This window comes from Psychroserpens sp. BH13MA-6 (assembly GCF_052983595.1).
In genome coordinates, this window is record NZ_JBRJGE010000001.1 from 646,465 (window position 1) to 659,226 (window position 12,762).

The window sequence follows — 12,762 nt, forward strand, 5'->3', positions numbered from 1 at the left end:
TAATTAATTTAGAGCGATATTATCAATAAGTCTGATATCGTCTGCATATACAGCTATAAACGCTCTGTATGAATTGTATTTCGATTTTCGTTTAACGGTTTTTAGGGTTTCCGAATTTGCAATTATAAAATACTCCAATTCCAATAAATCGTGTTTTTCAAATTGTTGTTCTACCCATTCCGTAACTTTATTAGCACTTATTGTGCCAAATTTTTCCTTGGCCGTTACTAAAGTTTTGTAGATAAAAGGGGCTGCTAACCTATACTCTGGTTTCAATCTGGTGTTTCGAGAACTCATTGCTAAACCATCTTCATCTCTGTGAATTTTACAACCGATGACTTGTACAGGCAAATCTAGTTTCTCGACTAATTTCTTGATAATCATTAATTGTTGAAAATCCTTCTCACCAAAATAAGCGCGATCAGGCTTCACAATATTAAAAAGACGCTTTATAATCGTTCCAACACCATCAAAATGACCATCTCTAAATTTACCTTCCATTTCGTGCTCTAAACCATCGTAGGAAAAGGATTCGGATGTCACATTATCGCCATAAATATCAGCAACAGTCGGTGCAAATACCACAATCTGATCCTTGGAGATTTTTTTCAGTAACTGAACATCATCCTCAAGTGTTCTAGGATATTTAATTAAATCCTCGCGATTATCAAACTGTGTCGGATTTACAAATACACTCACGACCACCACATCATTATGCTCTAAACCCTTCTCAATCAATGACGCATGACCTTGATGTAAAGCACCCATAGTAGGCACAAAACCAAGTGATTTTTTATCAGACTTTACCGCATCCAAATAGGTGCGAAGATCTGCTTTGTTTTTAAAAATCTTCATACGCTAACAAAAGTTTAACAGCGTGCAAACTTAATATTTTACTGGCAATCTGCATAAAATTTTGTAATTTTGCATGTTTTTTATTTTTAATTCCAAAAACGATAGATTTATGAAAGATAAGAGAATATTGTATGTGTCATCTGAGGTGGTACCTTATTTACCGGAAACTGAGATTTCTTCAATGTCATTTGAAGCTCCAAAGATGGTAAATAAACAAGGTGGACAAATACGAATATTTATGCCTCGTTATGGAAATATTAATGAAAGAAGACACCAGCTTCATGAGGTCATTCGATTATCTGGAATCAACTTGGTCATCAACGATTTGGATATGCCACTTATCATTAAGGTAGCCTCTATTCCGAAAGAAAGAATTCAAGTATATTTTATCGATAATGAAGAGTACTTCAAAAGAAAAGCAACATTAACAGATGAAGATGGGAAGTTGTTTCCAGACAACGACGAACGTGCTATATTTTTTGCCAAGGGCGTGATAGAAACTGTTAAAAAACTCAACTGGTCTCCAGACATTATCCATGTTAATGGATGGCTGGCTTCCTTATTGCCTTTATACTTAAAGGAATTTTATAAAAACGAGCCATTATTCACAGAAAGTAAAATTGTGACCTCAGTATACAATCAAAGCTTTGATGGTACGTTAGATAAAAACATGATTGACAAAGTCAAATTTGACAATGTGGATGAAAGTAAAATTAAGTCTTTAAAAGAGCCAACCTATAGCAACTTAATGAAGGTAGCTATAGATCATTCGGATGCCTTGATTAAAGGATCTGATGAATTACCAAAGGAACTTGAGGACTATCTTTCTGCAGCAGATAAACCAGTATTAGACTATTATCCGTTAGAAGACTTTGCCGATCAATACACTGAATTTTACAAGACTAAAGTTTTAGATTAGGAAATACATATATGAAGAAAAGAAAAATTGCCCTAAGAAACTTAGCAATGTTAGCACTGCTAATTTCTAGTTTCATTGCTTGTGATAAAGATTTTGCTGATATCGATTCCGATATTATCAATAATGAAAATGCCACTCATTTTAACACTATTGCTGAAGATTTTGAAGTCATTGCCTACACCAAGCCATTAAGTCCTGTGCAAACCAACAACTTGCCAGTTAACATGTTAGGCGTATACAATGATCCTATTTACGGTAATACAACAGCCAGTATCGTAACTCAAGTGGAACCAAATCTATTAGACCCAGACTTCGGAACAGGTGTCGTACTTGATTCTGTGGTATTAACAGTACCTTACTTTAGTACGCTTACAGAGGTTGATGAAGAAGGCGTTGCTTCTTTTGACTTAGATTCTGTCTACGGAAGCGATCCCATAAAATTGTCCATTTTTGAGAGTAATTACTATTTGAGGGATTTTAACCCGGAAGAAAATGCCAATTTAGGTGATCCACAATTGTATTATGCCAATATGACGACTGGTGTTGACAACATTAATTCAAACCAATTAGAAGGTATTGAACTAAATGGCACAAGTCCAACCATTGATTTAGACAATTTTGTTCCTAGTCCCTTGCAAATTCCATTATGGGATGAAGAAGAGGTTGTGACTACAAGATTAGCACCAGCCCTAAGACTTAATTTAAGTCCTGGGTATTGGTATAACAAGATAATCCTTATGGAAGGCCAACCTGAATTAAGTAACCAAAATAATTTCAAAAATTATTTGAGAGGTATTTATTTCAAGGCAGAACCTACAGGTAGCCAAGGAAACTTATCACTCTTAAATTTTGGCGCTTCGGCTGCAAATATCACACTATACTATTCCAAAGATAGTGCTACCGAAGATGGTGAACGCGTGAATTCAACCTACGTCTTAAACTTTACACAAAACCGTGTGAATTTTATTTCTAACGATTTTACCATAAATCAAGGTGATGAGACAAATGGTGATGCTAACCTATTTCTTAAAGGTGGACAAGGGTCGGTTGCTGAAATAAAATTGTTCGATGGCGAAGATATTGATGAAGACAATACGACGAACAATATGTTTGAATCCTTCAAGAATGAATTCGTTGAAACTGATGCCAATGGACGTTTTACCAGCAGTAAGAGAATCATTAATGAGGCTAACCTTGTGTTTTATGTAGATCAAGATGCCGTGGGTGAAGCGCATGAACCTGAGCGAGTCTTTCTTTATGATGCTGAAAACCACACACCTTTATCTGATTTTTTCTTGGATAATTCCAACACGGCTTTTCCTATCATTTCAAGATCCAACCATTTAGGTCGTTTACAGAGAGAAAATGGCGAATCGACTGGGAATGGCGTCAAGTATAAAATTAGAATCACGGAACATATCAACAACTTACTACTAAGAGATTCTACAAATGTAAAGCTTGGACTGTCTGTTTCCGGAAATGTCAATTTAGAAGCTAGCACGCTTCAATTTGATGTTTTGACTGGAGACAACACCGAGGAAAAGGTACCCGTAAGTTCTATCGTGACACCTCGAGGAACAGTTTTGTACGGAAACAACACTTCCAACGAAGAAAAAAAATTATATTTGGAGATAATATATACTGAACCAAACAACTAGATCACATGTGTGGAATCGTAGGCTATATTGGACATAGAGATGCTTACCCAATAATTTTAAAGGGATTGAAAAGACTTGAATATCGCGGATATGATAGTGCAGGTATTGCATTGTACGACGGGACTGATATCAAGCTTTCGAAAACAAAGGGTAAAGTTGCAGATTTAGAAGCCAAGATTGAAAGTGAAATATCTACAAAAGGAACCTTGGGTATTGGTCATACCAGATGGGCTACTCACGGTGTCCCTAATGATGTTAATTCCCATCCGCACTATTCAAACTCCGGAGACTTAGTCATCATCCATAATGGTATCATTGAAAATTATGAATCCTTAAAAAAAGAGTTAATCAAAAGAGGTTACACTTTTAAATCGGATACCGATACAGAAGTTTTAATCAATCTTATTGAGGATGTTAAAAAGAATGAAAATATTAAACTTGGAAAAGCCGTTCAAATTGCATTGAACCAAGTCATTGGCGCTTATGCTATTGCTGTTTTTGATAAAAACAAACCCAATGAAATTGTCGTCGCAAGACTAGGTAGCCCATTGGCCATAGGTATAGGCGACGATGAATTCTTCATTGCCAGTGATGCTTCACCATTTATAGAATATACCAAAAATGCTATTTATCTCGAAGATGAGGAAATGGCGATTGTAAGACGCAATAAAAATGTCAAAATAAGAAAAATTAAGGATGATTCTTTAGTGGCACCTTATGTGCAAGAGTTGCAATTAAATCTTGAACAAATCGAAAAAGGTGGTTATGATCATTTTATGCTCAAAGAAATTTATGAGCAGCCCAATGCTATTCTTGATACTTTTCGCGGACGTTTATTGACGGATAAAGCGATTATAAAAATGGCAGGTGTTGAGGATAACATGAAAAAATTCCTGAATGCTCATAGAATTATCATCGTAGCATGTGGTACATCATGGCATGCTGGGTTGGTAGCAGAATATATTTTTGAAGACTTAGCTAGAATTCCGGTAGAAGTTGAATATGCCTCAGAATTCAGATATAGAAATCCAATCATTACAGAAAATGATGTGGTTATAGCTATTTCTCAGTCGGGAGAAACCGCAGACACACTTGCCGCTATTAAATTAGCAAAATCTAAAGGCGCTTTTGTTTTTGGTGTTTGCAATGTCGTTGGATCATCTATCGCGAGAGAAACGCATGCTGGAGCATATACACATGCTGGACCAGAAATAGGTGTTGCATCAACAAAAGCATTTACAACGCAAATCACAGTTCTCACATTAATTGCCCTGCGATTAGCTCGTGCGAAAGGCACCATATCTAGCTCAGATTATAGACATAATTTGATTGAGTTGGAATTGATTCCAGAAAAAGTTAAAAAAGCATTAGAATCTGATGATTATGTAAAAACGGTTGCGGCAATCTACAAAGACGTTCACAACTTTTTATATTTAGGAAGAGGTTACAATTTCCCTGTAGCTTTGGAAGGGGCCTTAAAACTAAAGGAAATATCTTATATCCATGCCGAAGGATATCCAGCAGCTGAAATGAAACATGGACCCATAGCACTTATCGATGAGAACATGCCTATTGTGGTCATTGCAACTAAAAAAGGTCATTATGAAAAAGTTGTGAGTAATATTCAGGAAATTAAATCTCGCAAAGGTAAAATTATAGGTATCGTCACTGAAGGAGACAAGCAAGTAAAAGAACTAGCTGATCATATTATCGAAGTGCCTGAAACCATAGAATCATTAACACCTTTGTTAACCACGATTCCATTACAACTGTTGTCGTATCACATCGCCTTGATGCTCGGTAAAAATGTGGATCAACCAAGAAATTTGGCTAAGGCAGTTACCGTAGAATAACATAAATCATCATATTTTAAAAAAGCGCTGAAAATATAAATATCTTATTTTCAGCGCTTTTTTTTGAATTATACCAAATTTAAGCCTGTTTTTTTTGTTAAAAAACTATTATGCGTGCATAATTTTTCTGCTTTTTTTCATTTCATTATCATTTAATTATTTATATTGCTTTACTAAATTTAACTAATTCCCTAAAATGAAGACAATATTCAAGATTATGATGCTGTTTTGTTGTGCGATAACTTTTTCGCAAACAACAGTAAAAGGTAAAGTTACAGACAATAATGGTGTTCCGCTTCCTGGAGCTAACATCATAGTGGTTGGAACTACGACAGGTACAATTTCAGATTTCGACGGAAACTACACATTGTTGGTCAATCAAAACCCTCCCTTTTCTATTCAAGTAAGTAGTGTTGGTTTTGAAACAGTGACAAAAGAAGTGACGACGAATCCTCAAACAATTGATATCACAATGGTTGAAGGAACTTCTCTAGACGAAGTAGTTATTTCAGCTTCAAGAACTCCAGAACGAATTTTTGAATCACCAGTAACCGTAGAACGATTCGGATTAAAAGAAATCAAAAATACGGCATCTGCAGATTTTTATGGTGGTTTGGAAGATCTTAAAGGTGTTGATGTCAATACCAACAGTTTAACTTTTAAATCTATTAACACAAGAGGTTTTGCAACTTTTGCGAATACGAGGTTTATGCAATTGGTAGATGGAATGGATAATTCCACACCAGCTTTAAACTTCCCGATTGGAAACCTTGTTGGGATGACCGAAACGGATGTACTGAGCGTTGAGCTTTTGCCTGGAGCATCTTCGGCCTTATATGGTGCCAACGCATTTAATGGTATCTTGTTCATGCGAAGTAAAAATCCATTTGATCACCAAGGTATTAGTGGCTACATAAAACGCGGTATTACTTCTCAAGAAGCAGCTGGCGACAATCCATATACAGATTTAGGGTTTCGTGCAGCCTATAAATTCAGTGATAAATTTGCAGCTAAAATCAACTTCGGTTATTTAAAAGGTACCGACTGGGCTGCGACTAGTGAAGTTGATAGTGATATGCCTGGTGGGACCAGACAAACCAACTTAAATTATAATGGTATCAATGTATATGGCGATGAGGTTTCAACAGATATCAAGGACGTTGCTGTAACTTTAGAAGGATTAGGCATCTTGCCTGCTGGTGCTAATGCATTGGTTCCTTCCGTTCAAGTAAGTAGAACAGGTTATAATGAGCGCACACTTACCAATTATAATGCTGAAAGTATTAAAGCGGATTGGGGACTTTTCTATCGCCCAATTGAAGACAATAGTTTAGAATTGTCATATGTTGGTAAAGCTGGTACAGGATCCACTATTTATCAAGGTACTAACAGATACAATATTAATGGGTTTTTCCAAGAACAACATAAATTAGAAGTAAGAAATGACAACTTCTTCTTAAGAGGATATGTGGTAGCTGACAAAGCTGGAGATTCTTACGATATGGTGTTCACTGGTATTAATATCAACAGAGCATGGAAAGATGATAATACGTGGTTTGGTGAATATACTGGAACTTATGTCCAGGCAACTTTATCAGGTGCTACAAACGAACAAGCGCATGCTTTAGCAAGAGCTCAAGCGGAAACTGGTCGATTTGAACCAGGAAGTCCAGAATTTCAACAAGCATTTGAAAACAGTATATCAAATCCAGATTTATCACGTGGATCAAAGTTTCAAGACGCCTCTAAATATTACCATGCCGATGGTAATTATAACTTCAGTCATTTAACCGATTTTGCCGACATCCAAGTAGGTGGATCTTACAGAAGATATAGCTTAAACTCTGGAGGAACGATTTATACAGATCGTGATGGTCCTATCAATTACTCAGAATTTGGTGTGTATACTCAGATCCAAAAAGATTTTAATTTGAACGAAATGATGGATTTGAAATTAACAGGTTCTGTTCGTTATGATAAATCAGAGTTCTTTGACGGGTTTTTCTCGCCAAGATTATCAGCTGGATTAACAGTTAATGAGAATCATAACATAAGAGCGTCTGTTCAAACAGGTTTCAGAAACCCAACAACTCAAGATTTATTTATCGGATTAGATGCTGGTCGTGCTATCCTCGTTGGTTCTGCGCCTGACAATTTAGATCGTTATGTAAGAAACTTTTCTGTTAGTGGTGGTGGACAAGCTCTAGGGCAACCAGCAACGATTACGCAAACTGGTGCTGCTGCTTACAACAACTCTTATACATTAAGTTCTGTAGAAGCCTTATCTGCAACTGGTAACCCAGCGGTTTTAGAAGTTGCCAATCCTGATTTGGTGAAGCCAGAACAAGTAACATCCTTTGAAATTGGATATCGTGGTAAATTCAACAACATCGTGATTGATTTTAGTACCTACTATAACCAGTATAAAGACTTTATCTCTCAAGAGGTTGTAATTGCGCCTTTCTACGGAACAGTAGGTGATGGCTCCTTATCTGTGGCTGCAATTTCTAATGGCGATTTTCAAGCCTATAGTGGTTATACCAACTCCAACGTTGACATCAGTTCTTATGGTGCATCTATTGGATTATCAACCAAGATTTTTAAAGACTTCGACTTAGGTGGTAGTTATACCTTTACCAAGCAAGATTTTGATCAAGAAGCTAATCCTGATTTCATGACTAACTTCAATACACCTGAGCATAAATTCAAAGCCTCTTTCGGTAATACCGATTTGTTTAAAAACTTCGGATTCAATGTAGCTTACAGATTTAGTGATGATTATTTCTGGGAAGCAACTTTCGGAAATGGAGTGGTGCCAGAATTCCATGTCTTAGATGCCCAGCTTAACTACAGAATACCAAGTTTAAAATCGTCTTTCAAAGTAGGTGCTACAAACCTAACTGGAAAAGAATACTTTACAGCTTTCGGTACTGGATTCATTGGATCAATGTACTACGCATCTTGGACAATTAATAACTTATAAAAAATATCATAATGAAAACGATAAAATATATAGTACTCTCTGCAATCCTTATAGGTTTCACAGCATGTAACGATGAGGAAGATTTTGATATGACTGAAGAAGCAGTAGTCCTTCCTGAATTGACTGCTGGTTCTGCTGACTTTTCAAATTATGTTTCCTTAGGAAATTCATTGACAGCTGGATTTACAGACAATGCCTTATTTATTGCAAGTCAAGAAAATTCATTTCCTAAAATACTTTCAGAAAAATTTGCCTTAGTCGGTGGTGGAAGTTTTACACAACCCTTAACCAACGATAATATAGGCGGACTCATATTAGGCGGTAACGTTGTTGTAAATCCTGTGACTATGGATACTTTATTTAAACCAAGATTAGTGTTTGGAGGAGCAGGACCTGTAAATTTAGCAGATGTCGTAGGGCCTATTTTACCGACTACAGATTTTGCGTTGAATAATCCTACAGGACCATTTAACAATTTAGGTGTTCCTGGTGCAGCAAGTTTTCACTTACTGGCTCCAGGCTACGGAAATTTAGCTAATTTCCCAACTGCAGCTAATCCTTATGCCGTCAGAATAACTGGCAATACGGATGCGTCCATATTGGAGTTGGCTATGGCACAATCTCCAACGTTTTTCTCATTATGGATTGGTAATAATGATGTTTTAGGATATGCGACTTCTGGTGGTGCCTCTGGAGCATTAACAGACCAAGCAACATTTGATTTTGCGTATTCAACGTTGATTAGCACCTTAACGTCGCAAGGTGCACAAGGTGTAGTTGCTAACATTCCTGACGTTACGACCATACCTTACTTTACAACAGTACCTCATAATCCTTTAGACCCAACAAATGAAGATTTTGGGCCTCAAATTCCGACGCTTAATGGTGTGTTTGGACAATTAAATCAGGTGTTTGCCTTTTTAGGCGTTCCTGAACGTTCTATTGTATTTTCAGAAACTGAGGCAAGTGCCGTAGTAATTTCTGATGAAAGCCTGCCAAACCTTTCAGCTCAAATCACAGGTGTACTCAATGCGAGTCCAACATTTCCAGCCTTTGTACAATCGTTTGGTTTGCCTGCAGCAGCTGCACCAATCGTAGCGAATTTATTTGGAATAGTTTACGGACAAGCGAGACAAGCAACTGCCGATGATTTATTAGTATTGCCAAGTGCATCAACTATCGGAGAAGTCAATGAGGTATTTGCAGGATTTCTTGAATCACAAGGCTTATCACCTGCTTTAGCCGCACAATTTGCTGTGGAAGGTGTGTCCTTACCTTTAGAAGATAAATGGGTGCTTTTACCTACAGAACAGGCGGAAGTGGCAACAGCAACAGCAGGCTTTAATGCAACAATATCTGCTAGTGCGAGCTCAGCTGGTTTAGCATTTGTTGATGCCAATGCGTTATTAACACAATTAGCAAATGGTGGTATTACCAGTGGCGAATTCACATTAACTGCAAACTTAGTTACAGGAGGTGCGTTTTCATTGGATGGCGTTCACCCTAATTCCAGAGGGTATGCACTTATTGCAAATGAATTCATGAGAGCCATTGATGTAACCTATGGTTCTAATTTTGAAGCCTCAGGAAATTTCGTTAATGTTGGTAATTACCCAACCAATTATTCACCTACGTTACAGTAAGTAACGAATAAATAAACATGACAAACACCGACATTCATAGCTCTTGAATGTCGGTGTTTTTTTATACACAAAAAAGCCATAAAATTTGCTTTAGAATTAAATTAAAAAATATATCTTTGCAGCGCGAAAAACGAATGTTTTTGCGATCAAAATATCTAAACATTAAACACATAAGTAATGTCAAAAGTTACAGGTAAAGTTGCACAAATAGTAGGTCCAGTTATCGATGTTGAATTCGGAGCAGGTGCTGAACTTCCAAAAATCTATGATTCTTTAGAAATTAAAAAAGCTGATGGTTCCATCTTGGTACTTGAAGTTCAATCCCACATTGGTGAGGATACGGTTCGTACAATCGCTATGGATTCTTCCGATGGTTTAAGTAGAGGAACAGAAGCTGTTGCAACTGGAGCACCTATTCAAATGCCAATTGGTGGTGATATCTATGGACGTCTATTCAATGTTATTGGAGACGCAATTGATGGTATTGGTGATTTGCCGAAAGCTGGTGACAGTGGTTTACCAATTCACAGACAAGCACCAAAATTTGAAGACTTATCAACGTCTACTGAAGTCCTTTTTACAGGTATTAAAGTCATCGATCTTATTGAGCCTTATGCTAAAGGTGGAAAGATTGGTTTATTTGGTGGAGCTGGTGTAGGTAAAACCGTATTAATCCAAGAGCTGATTAACAACATTGCAAAAGGACACGGTGGACTTTCTGTATTTGCTGGTGTTGGAGAACGTACTCGTGAGGGTAATGACTTACTTCGTGAAATGTTAGAATCCGGAATTATCAAGTATGGTGATGACTTCATGCACTCTATGGAAGAAGGTGGATGGGATTTATCCAAAGTAGATAAAGCGGCAATGAAAGAATCAAAAGCTACGTTTGTTTTCGGACAAATGAATGAGCCTCCTGGAGCACGTGCACGTGTGGCACTTTCAGGATTAACGATTGCTGAATATTTCCGTGATGGTGCTGGTGATGGTCAAGGGAAAGATGTATTGTTCTTCGTAGATAACATCTTCCGATTTACACAAGCTGGATCTGAGGTATCTGCATTGTTAGGTCGTATGCCTTCTGCGGTAGGTTACCAACCAACTTTAGCAACGGAAATGGGTGCGATGCAAGAACGTATTACTTCAACTAAAAAAGGATCTATTACATCTGTACAAGCGGTTTACGTACCTGCGGATGATTTAACCGATCCTGCTCCTGCAACAACCTTTGCCCACTTAGATGCAACGACAGTATTATCTCGTAAGATCGCTGAGTTAGGTATTTATCCTGCAGTAGATCCATTAGATTCTACATCGAGAATTTTAACAGCTGAAATCTTAGGTGCAGATCACTATAACTGTGCACAACGTGTAAAGGAGTTATTACAACGCTATAAAGAATTACAAGATATTATCGCCATCTTAGGTATGGAAGAATTATCTGAAGAAGATAAAATGGCTGTTGGTAGAGCTAGACGTGTACAACGTTTCTTATCACAACCATTCCACGTAGCAGAACAGTTTACAGGTATCCCAGGAGTATTGGTTGATATCAAAGAAACGATTAAAGGATTTAACATGATTATGGATGGTGAATTAGATCACTTACCTGAAGCTGCGTTTAACCTTAAAGGAACTATTGAAGAAGCTATCGAGGCTGGAGAAAAAATGCTTGCAGAAGCGTAATCCAAAATTACTGAAACATGTATCTAGAAATTGTATCACCAGAAGCTACCTTATTTAGTAGTGACGTAGACTCAGTTGTTGTGCCAGGTGCCAATGGAGAATTTCAAATGTTGAATAATCACGCTCCTATTGTATCCTTATTAACCGCTGGAACAGTTAAAATTCATACACATTCTCAAACGCATTTAGTATTTGATGAATTACATGCAACAGTAGTCCCTCAAGCTGATGACGACAAAATCCTTACGGTTAAGATTAATTCTGGAACCGTTGAAATGAAAGATAATAAAGTGATTGTTTTAGCCGACTAAAACAGTTAACATCTAATAAAAAAACGCCAAACAATGTTTGGCGTTTTTTATGCTATAATTTCTTTATGGCCTCCAATTCTACTCTTAAGTCTTGAAACATTGCCATAATATTACTCATCTTCAATTCTTTTTCATCATACTCTTGTGTATTGATACAACAGGTGAACTCCCAAAGCTCTAAAACTTGGTCTTTGGGAACCAAATAAGGCTGGTATGATGTATTGTCTGAACTCAACAATAAATTAAAATCATCACCTTCTGGCAGATAAATACGCTTGTAAACCAATCCATCATCTTTGGTCAAAACTATATAGGTTCGACCTCCTTTTACATCATCCATAGACTCCACAAATTTAGCAACGACAAAGGCACCATCTTTTACTGGCAACATAGAATCTCCCTTGATTGGAAACGCTCGATGGGTACCTGTAGGTAAAAAAGGAAGCTTTATCTTTTGAAGTTGCTCTATATATTCTGGATCGTCATATCCTGATAAATACCCAGCAGACGCCTTTGCTGGAATGATCTCAATCAAGTCTTCATTGTCATCATTCACGGTAATTGGAAATAAAACACGCTTATTCCCTATTTGTATAAAAGAAGTGTCCTTGGCACGTCTTAAATCGTTTTTAACCAAGATATCTATAGGGATATTAAGATACTCAGACAATTCTATAAGCCGTTCTATTGGTGGCTCAGAACGACCTTCTTCATAAGACCCAACCATCGATCTAGACCAACCTAGTTCGTCAGCGAAACGCTCTTGAGATAATCCCTTCAACGACCGTAAATGCCTAATGTTGGCTTGTATGTTCTTCATAATTACAATTTCAACTTTAACATTAATTACTACA

At 37.1% G+C, this 12,762-nt stretch carries 9 protein-coding genes; 7 read left to right on the forward strand and 2 right to left on the reverse strand.

Translation table 11 applies throughout. The features are described 5' to 3' along the window. Nucleotides 1-3: 3 nt before the first annotated feature. A complete protein-coding gene (gene panC, locus ACU8DI_RS02845; RefSeq protein WP_447111222.1) occupies nucleotides 4-855 on the reverse strand; it encodes a pantoate--beta-alanine ligase in 852 nt (283 codons plus the stop codon). A 109-nt stretch (nucleotides 856-964) separates the two neighbouring features. On the opposite strand from panC, the gene ACU8DI_RS02850 reads away from it, so the two are divergent. From ACU8DI_RS02850 to ACU8DI_RS02880, 7 genes are all read left to right on the forward strand, one after another. Further along, complete coding sequence (locus tag ACU8DI_RS02850) at nucleotides 965-1,774, forward strand: glycogen/starch synthase (protein ID WP_447111223.1); 810 nt, start codon at nucleotides 965-967, stop codon at nucleotides 1,772-1,774. Between the two features lie 11 nt (nucleotides 1,775-1,785). Continuing rightward, entirely contained in the window at nucleotides 1,786-3,432 is a 1,647-nt protein-coding gene (locus tag ACU8DI_RS02855) for a DUF4270 domain-containing protein (RefSeq protein WP_447111224.1), read from the forward strand. A gap of 5 nt (nucleotides 3,433-3,437) precedes the next feature. After that, complete coding sequence (gene glmS, locus ACU8DI_RS02860) at nucleotides 3,438-5,285, forward strand: glutamine--fructose-6-phosphate transaminase (isomerizing) (RefSeq protein WP_447111225.1); 1,848 nt, start codon at nucleotides 3,438-3,440, stop codon at nucleotides 5,283-5,285. A gap of 196 nt (nucleotides 5,286-5,481) precedes the next feature. Further along, nucleotides 5,482-8,268, forward strand: coding sequence for a TonB-dependent receptor (locus ACU8DI_RS02865; RefSeq protein WP_447111226.1), 2,787 nt, complete (start codon nucleotides 5,482-5,484; stop codon nucleotides 8,266-8,268). Nucleotides 8,269-8,279: 11 nt separating this feature from the next. Continuing rightward, nucleotides 8,280-9,911 (forward strand): G-D-S-L family lipolytic protein, encoded by a 1,632-nt coding sequence (locus ACU8DI_RS02870; protein ID WP_447111227.1) that lies wholly within the window; start codon nucleotides 8,280-8,282, stop codon nucleotides 9,909-9,911. Nucleotides 9,912-10,088: 177 nt separating this feature from the next. Beyond that, nucleotides 10,089-11,597, forward strand: coding sequence for a F0F1 ATP synthase subunit beta (gene atpD, locus ACU8DI_RS02875; protein WP_447111228.1), 1,509 nt, complete (start codon nucleotides 10,089-10,091; stop codon nucleotides 11,595-11,597). Nucleotides 11,598-11,614: 17 nt separating this feature from the next. After that, complete coding sequence (locus tag ACU8DI_RS02880) at nucleotides 11,615-11,908, forward strand: F0F1 ATP synthase subunit epsilon (protein ID WP_447111229.1); 294 nt, start codon at nucleotides 11,615-11,617, stop codon at nucleotides 11,906-11,908. A gap of 52 nt (nucleotides 11,909-11,960) precedes the next feature. Here the strand turns inward: ACU8DI_RS02880 and ACU8DI_RS02885 are convergent, their stop codons facing one another. Further along, nucleotides 11,961-12,728 carry an XRE family transcriptional regulator gene (locus tag ACU8DI_RS02885; RefSeq protein ID WP_447111230.1) on the reverse strand — a complete coding sequence of 256 codons (768 nt, stop codon included), beginning with the start codon at nucleotides 12,726-12,728 and terminating at the stop codon, nucleotides 11,961-11,963. Nucleotides 12,729-12,762 lie beyond the last annotated feature (34 nt).

Excerpts from the sequence above, each read along its gene's own strand:
- panC (WP_447111222.1), bottom strand. The coding sequence starts at position 855 with ATGAAGATTTTTAAAAACAAAGCAGATCTTCGCACCTATTTGGATGCG.
- ACU8DI_RS02850 (WP_447111223.1), top strand. The coding sequence starts at position 965 with ATGAAAGATAAGAGAATATTGTATGTGTCATCTGAGGTGGTACCTTAT.
- ACU8DI_RS02855 (WP_447111224.1), top strand. The coding sequence starts at position 1,786 with ATGAAGAAAAGAAAAATTGCCCTAAGAAACTTAGCAATGTTAGCACTG.
- glmS (WP_447111225.1), top strand. The coding sequence starts at position 3,438 with ATGTGTGGAATCGTAGGCTATATTGGACATAGAGATGCTTACCCAATA.
- ACU8DI_RS02865 (WP_447111226.1), top strand. The coding sequence starts at position 5,482 with ATGAAGACAATATTCAAGATTATGATGCTGTTTTGTTGTGCGATAACT.
- ACU8DI_RS02870 (WP_447111227.1), top strand. The coding sequence starts at position 8,280 with ATGAAAACGATAAAATATATAGTACTCTCTGCAATCCTTATAGGTTTC.
- atpD (WP_447111228.1), top strand. The coding sequence starts at position 10,089 with ATGTCAAAAGTTACAGGTAAAGTTGCACAAATAGTAGGTCCAGTTATC.
- ACU8DI_RS02880 (WP_447111229.1), top strand. The coding sequence starts at position 11,615 with ATGTATCTAGAAATTGTATCACCAGAAGCTACCTTATTTAGTAGTGAC.
- ACU8DI_RS02885 (WP_447111230.1), bottom strand. The coding sequence starts at position 12,728 with ATGAAGAACATACAAGCCAACATTAGGCATTTACGGTCGTTGAAGGGA.